Genomic DNA, 15,616 nt, shown 5'->3' on the forward strand with positions numbered 1-15,616 from the left:
TCCGAGGGTTCCTTTTGAGAGGACTTGAAAAGGTGAAGGGCGAGTTTGCCCTGATGTGCGCTGCTCACAACATTTCGAAGGTTGCAAGGGCTATTCTGGGCGGCATCGTAGATCTTAGGGAAAGGCGAATGATGCAGCTGGCCGCCTGAGGAGGCGGTTCGAGCCCGCTTCGACTGTTTTTGGGGCTCCGCAGATGCCTCCAACGCTCCCTGAAGAGGTGCTCGACAGGCTATCATAGCATTTCCGCCCATATCGCCTTCTCACAACTATGAAGTTGTTTGATAAAAGCAGCGTTCTCGGACAGCCTCCTAGGGGCTTGCCTGAGTATGGCTGTTTGCCCCACGATATCGGGAATTTGTGTTCCCTTCGTAGACGCGGGGCTTCAGAACCCCATGAAGTGGCAGCCGATATCCAATGGCCCGCCCGACGGGGCCGCGGCAAGAGTTAGAAAGGTGCCCTTCCAGGGGCGGGATGCCGAAATGAGGTATTGATCCGCCTGTGACTCAACCGCTCACCAGCATTCCCGGAAGTCTTTGCCGAATGATCGATTCCGCCTCGCCCACGATGCGCTCCACCAGTTCGGCCACAGGCGGCACGTCGTGGATGAGGCCCACCACCAGGCCGGCGGCCCAGATGCCCGCTTCCGGATCCCCTTCGGACCAGACCCGTTCGCCCCGTTTTCCGGAAACCAGCGGGCCGATGGTTTCGATCCCGGCGCCCTCCCCTTCCAGCCGAAGCACCTCCTCCGCCACCCGGTTTCGAAAAACCCGCGCGGTGTTCCGGAGACTCCGAAGAATCAGCGTGGTCTGCCGTTCGTCGGCTTCCACCAGGAGTTCCTTGATCCGTTCATGGATGGGAGCTTCCCGGGTGGCGAGAAAGCGCGTTCCCATGTTGATGCCGTCGGCCCCCAGCGCCAGGGCCGCCGCGAGGCCCCGTCCGTCGGCGAACCCGCCGGAAGCCACGATGGGAATATTGACCGTGTCGGCGGTCCTGGGGATGAGCACCAGCCCCGGCACGTCGTCTTCACCCGGATGGCCGGCGCATTCGAACCCGTCGATGCTCACCACGTCACAGCCGATCTTTTCCGCCTTCACCGCGTGGCGCACCGAAGTGCACTTGTGGATCACCACCACGCCGGCTTTCTTGAGGGCGGGAAGAAAGGGCTCGGGGTTCCGTCCCGCCGTCTCCACGATCTTCACCCCCGCCTCGATGGCGGCCTGGACGTACTCTTCGTAGGGCACCGGTTTCAGCGTGGGCAGGATCGTGATGTTCACTCCAAAGGGCTGGTCCGTGAGCTCCCTCGTCTTTTGGATTTCCCTCACCAGTCCTTCCGGAGTGGGATGGGTGAGGGCCGTGAGGATGCCCAATGCGCCGGCATTGCTCACCGCCGCCACCAGTTCGGCTCTCGAAACCCACTGCATGCCGCCCTGAATGATGGGATGGCGGATGCCCAAAAGATCCGTCAGTCGTGTTCGCAGCATGAGTCCACTTCCTCCCGCGTAGAGTCCGGCGGCCGGTCCTTTCGGAACCGTCCCGGATTTGGTAAAAGGGTCCATGTCTTTGTACTCTTTTGGCAGAGGCCCCTATCGGGATCAAGCGTTTTGGAGCATCAGGAGGAGAGCATGGACCGTCCGGTGGACCATTATTGGGATCTTCGACTCAAACGGGTTGAGGAGGCGCTGAAAAAGAACCACTTTGCCGTGACCGTCGCCCGGAACCTGGACGATGCCAGGCGCAGGGTGCTGGAAGAGATCCTCCCCGCGCTCCCGGCAAAGTCCGTCTCCTGGGGAGGATCCATGACCTTCGTGGCTTCGGGCCTCTACGACGCCCTCAAGAGCCGGCCGGACCTGGAAGTCCTGGACACCTACGAAAAGGGACTGGCCTTCGACGAGATGCTGGAGCGCCGTCGCCGCTCCCTTCTGGTGGATCTCTTCTTTGCGGGGACGAACGCCGTGACGGAAGACGGCCGGTTGGTCAATTTGGACATGTACGGCAACCGGGTGGCGGCCATCACGTTCGGTCCCCGGCACGTGGTGCTCCTGGTCGGACGGAACAAGGTGGTTCCGGACCTGGAAGCCGCCATGGCGCGGATCAAGGACTACGCCGCCCCGGCCAACGCCATGCGCCTGGACAAGAAGACGCCGTGTTTTCACACCGGGGTCTGCGAGGAATGCTCAAGCCCCGAGCGCATTTGCAACCACTGGACGATCACGGAAAAGTCCTTTCCCAAGGGCCGCATCCACGTGGTGCTCATCAACCAGGACCTGGGACTCTAGTCCAAACCCGAACGGGAGGAGCCAAGACCATGAAGACGCACTCCTTCGATGTGGCCGTCATCGGCACCGGGCCCGCGGGACTCCAGGCGGCCATTCATGCATCGCGAAAGAAGGTTTCGGTGGCGGTGGTGGGAAAGATCCCCAAGAGCAGCGCCTACAAGGCCCATGTGGAAAATTTTTGTTGCATGCCCTATGCCACGGGCGAAGACCTCTTGGCCCAAGGCCGGCAACAGGCGGAAAAATTCGGCGCCGTCTTTTTCGATGAAGACGTGGTTTCGGTGGAACGCCAGGCGGGAGCCTTCCGTCTCAGCCTGGAAGGAGGCGATGCGCTCGAAGCCAAGGCTCTCATCCTGGCCATGGGCATCTCCCGAAAGAAACTGGGCGTTCCCGGCGAAAAGGAGCTTCTTGGCAAAGGCGTGAGCTACTGCGTGGAATGCGACGCCAACTTCTTCCGGGGCGTGCCCGTGGCCGTGGTGGGATGCGAAAGTGCCGCCGTCTCGGGGGCGCTCACCCTGCTTTTCACCACAGACCGCGTGCATCTCATCTGCGAGAAACTCCAGGTGTCGGAAAACCTGGCGGAAAAGCTCCGGGAAAGCGCCATCGAGCTTCACGAGGGACGGCGGGTGGTGGAAATTGCCGGAGACGGCGCGGTGGAGGCCGTGGTCCTGGACGACGGCAGCCGGATTCCGGTGCAGGGGGTCTTCATCGAGCGGGGCGCCAAGGGAGCCCTGGAAATCGCCACCGCCCTGGGGGTGGATTTGGACCCCGAATCCTTCCAGTACGTGGTCACCAACAAGAAGCAGGAAACCAACGTGCCCGGAGTCTATGCCGCCGGCGACATCTGCGGGCCGCCGTGGCAGATCGCCAAGGCGGTGGGCGAAGGCTGCGTGGCGGGCCTGGAAGCCGCCGATTATGTGCGAAAGCTGGGTGAAGCGGACTAGATCGGACTGCTCAGTCGGCCCTTCCCTCCACTTGCAGAATGTGGCGGCGAACGCGGTCCGGAAGGGGCGCCTTGGCATGGTTTCGGTAGTCGTAGGACACCACCAGGGCGTCCCCTTCCGCGGCGATCCGCTTGTGACGGTGGCTCACGATCCGATACTCCATGGTGAACCGATCCTCCTGCAGTGCCGGCACCCGGGCCCCCACGGAGATGGTGTCCGGATAGGTGAGCGGGAAGCGGTAACGACACTGGGTGGAAGCGAGGATAGGACCGATTCCGGTCTCCTCCATGATCTTGATGTAGTTCATCTCGAGAAAGTAGGCGATTCGGGCCGTCTCAAAGTAGCGAAAGTACACCACATTGTTCACATGCTGAAACGCGTCCATCTCGCCCCACACCACGGGAAGTTCGATCACCACGGGAAAGCCTTCCAGCAGTTCGTGCATGGCCGTCACCTCCAAGTTTTCAACAGAATTATGCCTAAGGGAGCGATACGTTTACCGGATTTTTCCATCACCGACCGTAACAACCGCACGATGCGGAGGAATCATCCGACTTGATGCGCAGGATCCGTGGTTTTGGTACCTTGTGGGAGCGGCGAAAGCCGCGATGAGGGTGGTCGACAATCCAACCACCGCGCGGTCACCCAAAAAATCGCGCCTTGCGGCGCTCCCACAAAAGGCCCCCAACAAGTCCACTCTTTCATCCATGCGGGGTGGCGCAAGGGGAGCCATGACCTTCAGGTAATGTGTCCCTTTGCACTGCCGAGCGGACCCATCAGAGCATACTTACCGGCTGAGTACAAGCTGGCTGAGGCCGGCCCCCGATCGAACCCGACGACGAGGAGACTCCGTGCGCGTCCACCACTTCGAATCCCGGATCCTTCTTCGTCCGCCCCGCCGGGAGGTCTTTCCCTTTTTCGCCGATGAGGCCAACCTGGAACGGATCACCCCGCCGGAACTTTCTTTTCGGATCGTGACCCCGCTTCCCATTCCCATGGGTGAGGGGACCCTCATCGACTACAAGCTCCGTCTGTTCGGCATCCCCTTTCGGTGGAAGACCCGTATCCGGGAGTGGGATCCTCCGAGGCGTTTTGTGGACGAGCAGATCCGCGGTCCCTACCGGCTGTGGGTCCACACCCACGAATTCCGGCCCCATCCGAAGGGAACGCTCATGATCGACCGGGTCCGCTACGCCCTTCCCCTACACCCGGTGGGGGAATGGGCCGCTCCGGTCATCCGGTTCCTCATTTCCTGGATCTTTCGATACCGAGCCCGTATGATCGTGGGGCTCATGGAGGAGAAGGCTTGGAGGCATGCCGGTGGGTTGGATCAAACTACTCTTCATTGTCGGTGTGGGTTACGCCGTCTATTGCGCCTTCCTTTTCGCCGTCCAACGCGCCCTCATCTTTCCCACCCTGTTCGTGGGAATCCCCGAAGGGCTGGATCAGCCGGCGGATCTCGAAAGGATGTGGGTTGAGACGTCCTTCGGGCGCGTGGAAGCGTGGTTCCTCCCCTCCCGGCGTCCGGGTCCCGACGGAAAGAGCCCTCTCATCGTCTATGCCCATGGAAACGGCGAGGTGATCGACATCTGGCCTTCGGTCCTGGAGCCTTTGGCTCATCGAGGTCTAAGCGTTCTTTTGGTCGAATATCCGGGCTACGGACGCTCGGAAGGCAAACCCTCCCAGAAGAGCATTACCGAATCCTTCGTCGCCGCTTATGATCGGGTTGCTGGCCGCCCGGACGTGGATTCCGAAAGGATCTTCCTGTGGGGCCGGTCCATCGGAGGCGGCGCGGTCTGCGCCCTGGCCGCCCAAAGGCCTTCAGCGGGACTCCTTCTCATGTCCACCTTCACCAGCCTTCGGCCCTTCGCCCGCCGGTATCTGGCTCCCTCCTTTCTCGTCCGCGATCCCTTCGACAACCTGGATGTGGTCCGCCGGTACCCAAACCCCGTGCTGGTGGTCCACGGAAGGAACGACACGGTGATTCCATACCGGCATGGCGTGGATCTCGCCCGAAACGCGCCCAACGCCCGGCTTATCACCTACGACTGCGACCACAACGACTGCCCGCCCCGCTGGCCGCCCTTTTTCCGCATCCTGGAAGACTTTGTCCGCGGGAAGACCGACAGTCCGTGAAGACGCCCAGCTCCCGATGAAGAGAGGATGCCGCCATGCTTTTCGCCGCCGACAACATCCACCCGCTCAACCCGGACGTGGCCGCCGCCATGGACAAGCTGGACCCGGAGCCGATCCGGCACAGGGCCCGTCGCTTACGCGATGCGGGCGTCCAGTGGATCGATGTGAACCCGGGCCATCTCCCGCGAAGCAAGGAAGACCGCATGACCTTCCTGGTGGAGACGATCCAGGAGGCGGTCTCCCTGCCTCTCATTCTGGACAGCCCCAATCCCCGGGTGCTTCGAAGGGGCCTGGAGTCCTGCCGGGAAACCCCCATCTTGAACGGTCTCACCCGGGAACCCCGCAAACTGGGCGAGATCCTTCCTCTGGCCGTGGAGCACCGGACGCCGCTGGTGGTGCTCCTGCTGGACGAAAAGTCCTTCAGCCCTCCCACGGTGGAAGAAAAGGCCGCCCTGGCGGTGGAACTCCACGGGCGGGCCGTGGAAGCCGGCATCCCCCACGAGCACCTGATCTTCGATCCTCTGGTGCCCAACATGGCCTGGCCGGACGCACCGGCCCGCATCGCCCACACCATCGAAACGGTGCGGCTCCTTTCCCGCGGAGACCTGTTGGGAAGGACCGCACGGACCCTGGTGGGCCTTTCCAACCTTCGAAGCGGGCTTCGAAAATCCATGGGCCCGGAGCTGGAGTGTGCCCTGTTGGGAGCTTTGGGCCAGGCGGGCCTGCACGCCGTCCTGGCGGATGCCTTGAACGGCCGGCTCGTTCGTGCATGGAAGTTCCTGGAAGGGCTGGGGGCGTCTTCCCGGAAGGGCGTTTGATCCTTCGTTATCGGGGGCTCCCCCGTGATGGAGGTGAATGTGAAGGAAAACCGCGAGTGGACGTGACGGGGGGCAACCGAGACGCCCGCCTTGTGGGAGCGGCCTTGGCCGCCGTTCGGATCGCCGGCGAGCCGGCTCCTACGGGACGGGAACGCTGGGCGGACTCGTTCATCGCTGCGGGGTGCCCAAGGAAGCCATGACCGTTGGGACGATGAATGTGGACCGGGAGGTGCCAGGGACGCGTTCCGGAAGCGGCTCACAGGTGGATAAAAGTTATGCAGGACATGTCCGGTTTTCCACGTCCGGCCCGGGGTAAGGACTCTCGGCTACGGCATTTGCCGGGAATCGGCATGCTTTTTGCTTCCCAGAACGAGAAACTTTGCACCGGCAGTGTTTGGCATCAAGCCGTCCGAGACAGGGAGGAGAACGATGGAGTGGAGGAACCGTTTTGGGAAATGCGTGTTTCTATTGGCGTGCCTGGCTTCGGCTCTCTTTGTTTGGAGTGCCAGGGCCGATCACGATCACGATCACTCCCTAAAACACGGCTTTCCGGGGTGGGGGATCGAATCGAAGGGGCGGCTTCGACAGGGCGACCACGGAAACGAAGCAACCGGTGAAACGGCCGCCTGGCTCTTTGCCGTCGCCAACGTCCCGGCCGTCCTGGGGTTCGCCGCCAGGCGCATGCTGAAACGCACCCGATCCAATCCGGCGCGGAAGAAATGGGCGGACCTCTATACCTTCAACAAGAAGCGCCTCATGCCCATTCACTACGTGGGGAATCTTTCGGCGCTGGGGATCGCCCTTTGGCATTTTGTGCTCTCACGATGTCGGTCCACCAGCCTTCCCGAATGGACCCTCGCTCTGCTCCTGGGATTTGCGTTGCTCGGCGTCCTGATGAAGCTCCGGCTGGGTTCCCAGTCCCTCATCAAAACGGCCCGCACCCTGCACACGAATCCGGTGGTGGTTGCGACCCTCTTCCTGCTCCTTTGGCTGGGCCACCAGATGGTGGATTGACGCCGATCCGTGAGACTTCAAGAGACTGGAATCGCCGTGGATCTGAACCAGGTAGTCCTCTGGGTGGTGGGGGGAATCGTTGTCATCGAAATCTGTGAGCACCTTCTTTTTCCCCTCCTTTGGCACTGGAAGACGAGGTCTCGGCGCTCCGCGGCGGGGCTGGAATCCTACGTGGGAAAGGAAGCCCGCGTTTTGAGCTGGGAAGGCGCTCGAGGAACCGTCCTGGTGGACGGCGAAATCTGGAAGGCGGAAAGCCCTGAGGCCTGTCGTCCCGACGACAAGGTCCGCATCACGGCGGCGCACTCTCTCACGCTTTCCGTCTCTAGGAGCCTATCCGAGAACTCCGCCAACCCTCACTCCCGCGTAAGCGGGAGTCCGTAACTTACTGGACATTCTGGATCCTCGCTTTCGCGGGGATGACGAATGGACGTTGAGCGAGGCAAATTTGTCATTGTCGGACAAGCTCCTAGGAGGCTGTCCGACAACAGAGTTCTTTTGACGATCCGGGTGAGGTCTGCCACGCCGCTTGGATGAAGGAACCTGCGCCGAGGCGATGCCCGCCCTGTGGGAGCGCCGCGAGGCGCGATAAGCCGGGAACGGCCACACCGCCACACAATGGCCGGCCACCCCTTTCGCGGCTTTCGCCGCTCCCACACACCCCGTCCCTGCCTCGTGCCCGTCCATAGGCATTCTGTTGAGACGCGGAATGGGGCCTATTCTCGGACAGGCTCCTAGGAGCCTGTCTGAGAACAAGTTTCCTCCATCAACCGACAAGGGACCCCTCTTCTTTCGTAGCCGCGGAGCTTCAGCCCCGCGGGGAACCTCGTCGAGTGCCCGCTATTCACAAAAAGAGAATGCTTTACACGGTCTCGGTTTTTCATCCGCTAACAGTCCTGGTGAGGCTCGCCACCCCGCTTGGGTGAATGAGCCTGCGCCGAGACGATGTCCGCTCTGTGGGAGCGCCGCGAGGCGCGATGAGCCGGGAGCGGCCGCACCGCCACACAATGGCCGGCCACCCGTTTCGCGGCTTTCGCCGCTCCCACACACCCCATCCCTGCCTCATGCCCGTCCAGAGGCATTCTGTTGGGATGCGAAATTAGGCCTATTCTCGGACAGGCTCCTAGGATCCAGGGAGGAAGCGCACCGGAGGTTTCCTCCATCGTCCTTTCACGCCTCCCGCAGTGAAAGTCTCCGTCGCCCACGCGGTATGTTCCGTCAGGCACTCCCCGCGCTGTTCCCGCCCCCCCAAATCATCCGGCGGTTCAGCTTCCCTTTCCGAAGGGGCAATGGGGATAGGTGCACCGGGCGCAGTCCCGGCAGAGGCCTCCGTGGCCCAGCAGGGCCAGTTCCTTGCGTCCCACCGTCTCTCCCGCCAGGATGCGGGGAAGCACCAGATCCAGCACGGTCACCCGGTGGTGCAGGGCGCAGGCGGGCACCCCCAGCACCGGAACGTCCTTGATGCGGGCCACCAGGAACATGGCGCCGGGAAGGACCGCCGAGCCGTAGCAAAGATCCACGGCGCCCGCCGCCCGGATGCCCTCCCGGGTCACATCGTCGGGATCCACGCTCATTCCCCCGGTGAGAAGCACCAGGTCGCATCCTGCTTCCAGCGTCTTTTCGACGGCCCGGGCGATCCGGTGGGCATCGTCCGGCACGTATTCCACGGAAAGGAGTTCGCCTCCCAGCTTCTCCAGCTTCTCCCGGATGACGGGAGCGAACCGATCCTGGATGAGACCGTGATAGACCTCGTTTCCCGTGACCACCAGGCCGCCTCGGGCCGACCGCACCGGGAGCACCTCCACCACGGGCCCCTGGGACCGGGCCACGGCGGCGGCCCGTTCGATGGCGGCCCGCTTCATCACCAGCGGGATCGCCCGGGTGGCCGCCACCAGGTCCCCTTCCCTCACCAGGGTGTGATTGTGGAGGGTGGCGCACATGACCTCGTCCATCATGTTGAAGGCCGCCAGTGTATCCGCTCTCACGCGAAGGAGCCCATCGGCGGCCGCCAGCAGATTGATCTTTCCTTCCCGGGGGGCGTTTTCCCACCGGATGTTTCGCCCGGCCAGCGCGTCGGCCAACAGGGCCGCCGCCTCGTCTTCGTGGATTTCGTCCTCTTCCAGTTCGATCACGTACAGGCGGTTTTTCCCGAGCTTCTGCAGCCGGCACACATCCTCGCCGCAGACGGTGTGCCCCTTTCGAAAGGCCGGCCCCTTGAACTCCCCCGGCCGGATCTCGGTCACGTCGTGGGCCAGTTGGGTTCCCACCGCTTCTTCCACCGGAATCACCTTGATCATGGCTTCTCTCCCGTTTCCCGCTTTCACCTGATCCCGGCTCCGGAAAGCTCGGGGATGTCCTGAATCTCACGGACCGGCTCGGCCTCCGGGTCGGGCACGTCCCGAATCTTCTGAAAATAGCTCCTTCCGGCGCAGTGGGCGCAGAGCGGCCCGTCCGGGCCGTCCTCCTCCCGCCCGTCCCGGACCACCTGTCCGCAACGGACGCAGGCCGCCTTCCTTCGGGTGGGACCGGGAAGATCCACGTCCCGCAGCTTCACCCGGACCTCTTCCACCCGAAAGAGCACCGGGTCGGGCATCCGTTTGTAGGCCTTCAGCTGCTGCGGAGCCTTTCCCGGAATTTCCGGTGCATAGACAGACGCCAGTTCCCTGGCTTCCTCCGTGGAAAGCACCCGAAAGGCCCGGCCCGTTTGCAGGTTCACGAAGGTGGCCGCCATGATCCCGAAGTCCATGAACTTGAGACTTCGCCGACCCAGCTTCACCCCGGTGACGTGGGCCACGGCATCGGCGGCGCACCGGTCCATCTCCACATAGACCAGGAGCTTCTTGATCTGGTCGCGGCTCGTGGGATCGGTCAGGCCGATGAGCCGGCAGCCCAGGATGGCCATGCGCACGCCGATCACCTGCCCCGGGCACAGGTGCCCGTGGGCCTCGGCCGACGACTGCAACAGGGTTTCCAGGTCCATGAGCTCCTCCAAGAACGCGGGATGCGAAAGCGCGTCAGCCGCAACACGCCCGGGCTCCGTCCTCCGGCGGGCCGGCGGTTGACGCCCACTGGTTCAGATCGTCGTCCAGGAAGCTCGTGAGCAGTTGAGCCAGAGCTTCATAGGTCGGGGAAAGTCCTGTTTCCAGGATAGCCGAAGCCAGCCGATGGGAAAAGGCGTGGAGATGCTCGCCCAAAAAGCGGGCTGCCGCCTCCTCAAGGTCCCGGGCCCGATCCGGAACCCCGGACGCGTAGCTTTCCGCCGCCCGTCGGCACAAGTGTTCCATGAAGGCCAGTTCCACGCCGATGTGGTCCGGAAAATTTTCGATCCCTTCCCACGGCTCCAGGCCGTGGGCTTCGTAGATCCGGGCGATCTCTTGGGCCCCTTTCCCGAAAAGGGTCGCGCGACGGCCTCCCGCCTTCTCGTCTGCCATGAGCACCGATTCGTAGGGCGGCACATGGTAGGGGCCCGGGACCAGAAAGAGGTTATCGTATTCCACCTGGATCGCTTCCGGATTCCCGCTCTTTCCGGCCCCCTCCCCTGCCGCGCTCCGGAGAACGTCCAGGGCCGGGTGGTCGCCGAAAAGGGCCCCCAGCGCATCCATGGTGTCTTCCGCCGTCAACTGCTCCCAAAACGCCCCATCGGGCCGTCCCACGAAGACCCGGGAAAAGAACCCGTAGACTTCCGCCCGGGCCCGATCCATCTCCATTCGTTCCGTCCAGACACCGTCCATGCGGCACCTCCCTTCTCAGACCTTTTCCACGGCCACCCGGGTATCGTAAAAGGAGGCGCTGCCGCCGATGGGATCCTGCAGGCAGACGTCTTTCAGGTGCGGATCCAGGAGCATCACCGGGTTGGCCGAACAGCCCCGACCGATCCACGGCGCCGCCTCCGAGGGCTTGCCGTCCACCTGAAAGGACCGGCTGCCGTACTGCCAATGGCCCAGGGAATGGGGGATCACCACGATTCCAGGCCGCACCCCTTCGGTCACCCAGGCCTTACCCCGCACCCCCTCCGGGTGGCTCTCGGAATAGACCCGGATGGGGTCTCCGTGGCGGATGCCGAGCCGAGCGGCATCCCCGGCGTTGATCTGGATGTCCTCCTTGGGGGTCACCCCCATGAGCCACGGGCTGGCCGCCGTGCGGGCCTGGGCGTGGTAGACGGGGTGGTAGGTCAGGATGAAGAACGGATACTTGGACGGATCCACATTCACCGGACGACCCAGGCAGTCTTTGACGGGCTCGTAGATCGGAAGGCCGTCGTAGTATTGCCCCGTCATGGAATCGCGCACGGTGGCCAGCTTTTCATTGTAGATGAAAACGGGACCCTTGTACGCGTGTTTCGTATAGGGGCCCTTGTAGGCGTTTCGGTAGTCTTCGAAGCGTCCGCCCCGCTCCACCACGTACCGGACCTTTTCCTCCTCCGTGGCCCCGGGGACGCTGTCGCCCGGCTTGTCTCCGTAGGCGATGTTGGCCACCAGGAGCTTGTACCAGTCCCAAGGCGTGTAGAGATCGCGCCCGGGCCCCAATCCGTCCTTGCCGAATCCCGGAAGCCCCATCTTGAGGCCCAGATCGATGAAGATCTCCTCCAGCATCTTGGTGTCCTTGAAGACCGGCTCCACCACGGGCTGGCGAAACCCGCTGGTGGTGGTGAGGATGGTGGGGGCCACGTGGGGCGTGCCGTAGTCTTCCAGGAAGTGGCGGCACGGTAGGATGTAGTCGGCCAAGGACGAGGTCTCGCCCATCACGATGTCGATGGCGATGAACAGGGGCAGCTTCTTGGGATCCTTCACCGCCTCGGCCAGGTGCACGCCCGCCGGGGACGAGTAGAGCACGTTGTTCCAGTAGGTGATGAGGCACTTGATGGGATAGGGGTATTGGGCCCCGATGCTCGGGAAGACCTCCTGGTACACGTTGTGGTAGGCGAAGGGAAACCACGGCCGCTTGGCCGGGTAGCCGTTCTTTTTGAATTCCGTGGTCTCCTCGTAGTGGTTCTTGTGCCGGTCGATGTTGACACCCCACGCCTTCACCTTTCCGGGGGTGAATTGCGGCTTCTTGACATGGTAGGGATTTCCCGGTTTTCCTCCCGTCTCGTGCCAGTGGCTTCCGCCGTGGGCCTCGCAGCCGCCTTTCCAGGACACGTTTCCGATGAGGAAGTTGAGGACCTCCAGGGTGCGCGCCGTGTAGGTCCCGTTGGTGTGCTGCACCGAGCCGCGGTAGAAGTCCACCACCGCCCGACGGCCGTGGGACGAAAAATCGTCCGCCTCCCGTTCGATGGCGGCGGGTTCCACCCCGCAAATCTCGGCGTATTGGGCGACCGTCCGTTCCATGACCCGGTCCGTGAGCATCTTGTAGACGCTGACGACCCGCACACCGTCCACGGTGGTGTCCACCAAGAGATCCGCCCGGTCCACCTCCTCCGCCGAGACCAACTGGCCGTCCTTCATCACCAGAGGAGTCTTTCCGTCGCGCAGGATTGCGCGCGTGTCCTGACGGACCAGATAGGTGGCGTCCGACCAGGTGAGATGCCCCGCGCCCTCCAAGGCCGCCTTCTTGTTGGGAAAGGACAGGTACTCCAGGTCCACCCGGTCGTGTTCCATCATCCAGCGCATCATGCCCAGGGCGAAGGCCGCATCGGTTCCCGGCAGGATCGGTATCCAGCGGGCGGCCTTGGCCGCCGAATTGGAGAACCGCGGGTCCACCACCACCATGGTGCCGCCCCGTTCCCGGAAATAGTTGAGCTTCCGGGCCATGGCCTGCATGGGGAAGTTGGCCTCGTAGGGCGTGGTGCCGAAAAAGAGAATGTACTCGGCGTTCATGATGTCGGGCTTGGTGTGATGTTTGTTGTCGAAACACAGGTCGATCCCCACATGGTGGGACGTTTCGCAAATGGACGTGTGGTCCAGCCGCTTGTTCACCGTGCCGAAGCAGTCGTGGAACCACCGGTCCGTGAACTCCTTTCGGCCGTGCTCGATCCGACCGGGCATGAAACAGAGCTGATTGGCCTTGGGCCCCAGTTCCGGCGCCTCCGGGTCGATGGGATCGAAACTGCGGATGGCCTTCAAGCCGTCCACGTGGCCTTCGCCGAAAAGATCGCCTCCGTTGATGATCTCCTCGTAGGCCTGTTCCCACGTGATGGTCTTCCACTTGCCGGAGCCCCGCGGGCCCACGCGCTTCAACGGCTGGCGCAGCCGGTAGGGATTGTAGAGGGTCTGCAGGGTGGCGCCGCCTTTGGCGCACACGGTGCCTTCCGTCAGGGCGGCCTTTTGGGGATCCGTGTCGTAGGGGATGTGAGGCTCGCGCACGTTGGGATGATAAGGGTTGCCGCTGATCTTCACCACCACCCCGTCCTGGACCTTCACCTGCAGGCCGCAGGCGCTATGGCAACCCAGGCAGACGGTCCGCACCACCTTTTCGGCGTGCACCGCATCGGGGTCCGGCGCCCCGTGCAACCACGGTTTCGTCCCACGGCCCTGTTTCATGCAGCCGGCGGAAGTCAACACGCCCGAAAGGGCCAGCGCGCCTTTCAGAAAATTTCGTCGGGTCGTGCTCATCGTCGCACTCCTTGCCTTTCACGCTTCGATGTTTTCGTAGGGAAGCACCTTGTAGGTCACCAGGAAGATGAAGAACATGGCACACATGACGACGATGCCCATCGCCATCTTGCCGGGTTCCGGATGAAACGGTTCCCAATCGAAATGGGTCATGGGAAGCATCTGGCCGCCGATGAAGATGTTGAGACAGCCGAAAAGGGTGCCCACCATGGCGGCCACGGCCGCGATGCACGACACCGCGACGTTTTCCCTCATCCGGCGGTAAAGCATGAGAAGAAAAGGCAAAACCAGTCCCACGGCCACCTGGAAGAACCAGAACTGGAACGCCCGGGGCCCGACGAAGAAGACCTTGGCCGCCGCGCGTCCTCCGATGCCCGTGTAGTGCAGCAGAACGAAGTACACGAAGAGCACCCCGGCCTGGGCGACCAGGGAGTACTTGAGGATGATCCCGAATTCACTGAGATACCGCTGCTGTTCCCGCACCGCCTTTTCCGGGGAGTGGACCAGGGCATTCTTCAGGTGGGTGAGGAGGATGAGAAACGCCGAGCCGGAGCAGGCGCCGAAGGCGAAGAAGATAAAGACCATCACCGACGAATGCCACATCACCCGACCCTTGAAGGAAGACAGCAGAATGCCCAGGTAGATCAACCCCATGAACGAGAAAAAGAGGCTCACCCCCGCCCAGAATCTTTCGCGCCTTTCCTGTCCGCGACGAATGCGGGCCGCATCCCCTTCCTCGGGACGGCCGAAGACCAGGAGGCGATAGATGCCCTGGAAGGGCCCTTTCTCCCGCGCCTTCACCATGAGTTCCGGGCGGAAGAGATAGTAGGAGTGGACCGCGTAGGAAAGCATGCACAGCGTGATGATGTAGACGCCGTAGGCCACCGGGGACGTCCAATGCCAGTGGTAGAACATGGTGTAAAAGCGCTCCGGATGTCCCAGGTCGGCCACCAGGAAGAGCGGCACCAGAGCCAGGATGATGAACGGCTGAAAGGTGCCCACCTTCTCCAGGGGCCGGTAGTCTTCCGTGCGGTAGTAGAGCCAGCTCAAGTGGGCCACGATGTGGGTGCCTTCGGCCAGGGAGATGAGCCACAGATACCAGCCGATGAGGTAGCCCAGAGCCACTGAATGGTCGATCCAGTAAACGTAAGTCGTCGGTACGCTCATGACGCCCTCCTTTCCATCAACCGGGTGTAGTCCGGCCCCATGATGGATTCGTCGGCGTGGACGTAGTGCACCTTGGGGCGGGTATCCAGGTCCGCGCGCAGTCGCTGCGTGGGATGCTTTTCCAGATAGCGGGCGATCTCGCTTTCCGGATCGTTCAGGTCGCCGAAGATGCGGGCCCGACCCGTGCACGCGTCCACGCAGGCGGGCTGGAGGCCCTTGGTGATCCGGTGGTAACAGAAGTCGCACTTGTCCGCCGTGTGCGTGATGGGGTTGGGAAAACGCGAGCCGTAAGGGCAGGCCACCACACAGATCCGACAGCCCACGCACACCTCCCGGTCCACGTGCACCACCCCGTCGTCGGTGCGATAGGTGGCTCCCGTGGGGCACAGGTTGAGGCAGGGGGCATCCTCGCACTGGTTGCACAGCCGCTGTCAATGGCCAGTTATTTTGACCCTTTTTTGGACAACAATTTTGACCCACTTGGGACGAAAAAATCAGCCTTGTCGTTTCTGTCTCAGTCGATAGCTTTCCCCTCCCATGATGAAGATGTGTGAATGGTGAATGAGGCGGTCCACGATGGGCACAACGACGTTGTCGTCATGGAAGAACTCGCCCCAGGCGGTAAACTCCTTGTTGGTGGTGATGATCACGGAACGGTATTCGTAAAGGGCGTTGACCAGCTGAAAGAGGTTGTAGCGTGCCTGCCGGCTCATGGG

At 62.6% G+C, this 15,616-nt stretch carries 16 protein-coding genes; 7 read left to right on the forward strand and 9 right to left on the reverse strand.

The window, feature by feature from the left end; translation table 11 throughout:
* Positions 1-503: 503 nt before the first annotated feature.
* Positions 504-1,481: an NAD(P)H-dependent flavin oxidoreductase gene (locus BUB04_RS17935; protein ID WP_073042085.1), complete on the reverse strand. Its 978-nt coding sequence runs from the start codon at positions 1,479-1,481 to the stop codon at positions 504-506.
* A gap of 141 nt (positions 1,482-1,622) precedes the next feature.
* On the opposite strand from BUB04_RS17935, the gene BUB04_RS17940 reads away from it, so the two are divergent.
* Both BUB04_RS17940 and BUB04_RS17945 read left to right on the forward strand, forming a co-directional pair.
* Complete coding sequence (locus BUB04_RS17940; RefSeq protein ID WP_073042062.1) at positions 1,623-2,276, forward strand: lactate utilization protein; 654 nt, start codon at positions 1,623-1,625, stop codon at positions 2,274-2,276.
* A gap of 29 nt (positions 2,277-2,305) precedes the next feature.
* Positions 2,306-3,217: an NAD(P)/FAD-dependent oxidoreductase gene (locus tag BUB04_RS17945; protein WP_073042064.1), complete on the forward strand. Its 912-nt coding sequence runs from the start codon at positions 2,306-2,308 to the stop codon at positions 3,215-3,217.
* Positions 3,218-3,227: 10 nt separating this feature from the next.
* On the opposite strand, the gene BUB04_RS17950 is transcribed toward BUB04_RS17945, so the two are convergent.
* Positions 3,228-3,662, reverse strand: a complete 435-nt coding sequence (locus BUB04_RS17950; protein ID WP_073042066.1) for an acyl-CoA thioesterase — start codon at positions 3,660-3,662, stop codon at positions 3,228-3,230.
* A 406-nt stretch (positions 3,663-4,068) separates the two neighbouring features.
* On the opposite strand from BUB04_RS17950, the gene BUB04_RS19990 reads away from it, so the two are divergent.
* The 5 genes from BUB04_RS19990 (at position 4,069) to BUB04_RS17975 (ending at position 7,566) form a co-directional block, all read left to right on the forward strand.
* Complete coding sequence (locus BUB04_RS19990) at positions 4,069-4,695, forward strand: SRPBCC family protein (protein ID WP_245795233.1); 627 nt, start codon at positions 4,069-4,071, stop codon at positions 4,693-4,695.
* The gene (locus BUB04_RS17960) at positions 4,685-5,353 is read left to right on the forward strand and encodes an alpha/beta hydrolase (RefSeq protein ID WP_245795234.1); all 669 of its coding nucleotides are present in this window, start codon (positions 4,685-4,687) and stop codon (positions 5,351-5,353) included. The genes BUB04_RS19990 and BUB04_RS17960 overlap by 11 nt, the downstream gene beginning before the upstream one ends.
* Positions 5,354-5,388: 35 nt before the next feature.
* Entirely contained in the window at positions 5,389-6,171 is a 783-nt protein-coding gene (locus BUB04_RS17965; protein WP_073042072.1) for a dihydropteroate synthase, read from the forward strand.
* A gap of 429 nt (positions 6,172-6,600) precedes the next feature.
* A complete protein-coding gene (locus BUB04_RS17970) occupies positions 6,601-7,185 on the forward strand; it encodes a hypothetical protein (RefSeq protein WP_073042073.1) in 585 nt (194 codons plus the stop codon).
* Between the two features lie 9 nt (positions 7,186-7,194).
* Positions 7,195-7,566 (forward strand): NfeD family protein, encoded by a 372-nt coding sequence (locus BUB04_RS17975; RefSeq protein ID WP_084076636.1) that lies wholly within the window; start codon positions 7,195-7,197, stop codon positions 7,564-7,566.
* Positions 7,567-8,447: 881 nt separating this feature from the next.
* Here the strand turns inward: BUB04_RS17975 and BUB04_RS17980 are convergent.
* The 7 genes from BUB04_RS17980 to BUB04_RS18010 form a co-directional block, all read right to left on the reverse strand.
* Complete coding sequence (locus BUB04_RS17980) at positions 8,448-9,479, reverse strand: molybdopterin-binding protein (protein ID WP_073042087.1); 1,032 nt, start codon at positions 9,477-9,479, stop codon at positions 8,448-8,450.
* A gap of 23 nt (positions 9,480-9,502) precedes the next feature.
* The gene (locus BUB04_RS17985) at positions 9,503-10,162 is read right to left on the reverse strand and encodes an FmdE family protein (protein ID WP_073042075.1); all 660 of its coding nucleotides are present in this window, start codon (positions 10,160-10,162) and stop codon (positions 9,503-9,505) included.
* Between the two features lie 34 nt (positions 10,163-10,196).
* The gene (locus BUB04_RS17990) at positions 10,197-10,913 is read right to left on the reverse strand and encodes a TorD/DmsD family molecular chaperone (RefSeq protein ID WP_073042077.1); all 717 of its coding nucleotides are present in this window, start codon (positions 10,911-10,913) and stop codon (positions 10,197-10,199) included.
* Positions 10,914-10,928: 15 nt separating this feature from the next.
* Positions 10,929-13,733, reverse strand: coding sequence for a molybdopterin-dependent oxidoreductase (locus tag BUB04_RS17995; RefSeq protein ID WP_073042079.1), 2,805 nt, complete (start codon positions 13,731-13,733; stop codon positions 10,929-10,931).
* Positions 13,734-13,751: 18 nt separating this feature from the next.
* On the reverse strand, positions 13,752-14,900 hold the full coding sequence (gene nrfD / locus BUB04_RS18000) for an NrfD/PsrC family molybdoenzyme membrane anchor subunit (RefSeq protein ID WP_073042081.1): 1,149 nt from the start codon (positions 14,898-14,900) through the stop codon (positions 13,752-13,754).
* Complete coding sequence (locus tag BUB04_RS18005; protein WP_084076637.1) at positions 14,897-15,325, reverse strand: 4Fe-4S dicluster domain-containing protein; 429 nt, start codon at positions 15,323-15,325, stop codon at positions 14,897-14,899. The genes nrfD and BUB04_RS18005 overlap by 4 nt, the downstream gene beginning before the upstream one ends.
* A gap of 69 nt (positions 15,326-15,394) precedes the next feature.
* Positions 15,395-15,616 (reverse strand): ATP-binding protein (locus BUB04_RS18010; RefSeq protein WP_178371999.1); only part of this gene is annotated, 222 nt, incomplete at its 5' end.

Origin of the sequence: Desulfacinum infernum DSM 9756, assembly GCF_900129305.1 — a bacterium.
GTDB lineage: Bacteria > Desulfobacterota > Syntrophobacteria > Syntrophobacterales > DSM-9756 > Desulfacinum > Desulfacinum infernum.

Excerpts from the sequence above, each read along its gene's own strand:
- nrfD (WP_073042081.1), bottom strand. The coding sequence starts at position 14,900 with ATGAGCGTACCGACGACTTACGTTTACTGGATCGACCATTCAGTGGCT.
- BUB04_RS17945 (WP_073042064.1), top strand. The coding sequence starts at position 2,306 with ATGAAGACGCACTCCTTCGATGTGGCCGTCATCGGCACCGGGCCCGCG.
- BUB04_RS17970 (WP_073042073.1), top strand. The coding sequence starts at position 6,601 with ATGGAGTGGAGGAACCGTTTTGGGAAATGCGTGTTTCTATTGGCGTGC.
- BUB04_RS17960 (WP_245795234.1), top strand. The coding sequence starts at position 4,685 with ATGTGGGTTGAGACGTCCTTCGGGCGCGTGGAAGCGTGGTTCCTCCCC.
- BUB04_RS17980 (WP_073042087.1), bottom strand. The coding sequence starts at position 9,479 with ATGATCAAGGTGATTCCGGTGGAAGAAGCGGTGGGAACCCAACTGGCC.
- BUB04_RS17935 (WP_073042085.1), bottom strand. The coding sequence starts at position 1,481 with ATGCTGCGAACACGACTGACGGATCTTTTGGGCATCCGCCATCCCATC.
- BUB04_RS17985 (WP_073042075.1), bottom strand. The coding sequence starts at position 10,162 with ATGGACCTGGAAACCCTGTTGCAGTCGTCGGCCGAGGCCCACGGGCAC.
- BUB04_RS17990 (WP_073042077.1), bottom strand. The coding sequence starts at position 10,913 with ATGGACGGTGTCTGGACGGAACGAATGGAGATGGATCGGGCCCGGGCG.
- BUB04_RS17950 (WP_073042066.1), bottom strand. The coding sequence starts at position 3,662 with ATGCACGAACTGCTGGAAGGCTTTCCCGTGGTGATCGAACTTCCCGTG.
- BUB04_RS17995 (WP_073042079.1), bottom strand. The coding sequence starts at position 13,733 with ATGAGCACGACCCGACGAAATTTTCTGAAAGGCGCGCTGGCCCTTTCG.
- BUB04_RS17940 (WP_073042062.1), top strand. The coding sequence starts at position 1,623 with ATGGACCGTCCGGTGGACCATTATTGGGATCTTCGACTCAAACGGGTT.
- BUB04_RS17965 (WP_073042072.1), top strand. The coding sequence starts at position 5,389 with ATGCTTTTCGCCGCCGACAACATCCACCCGCTCAACCCGGACGTGGCC.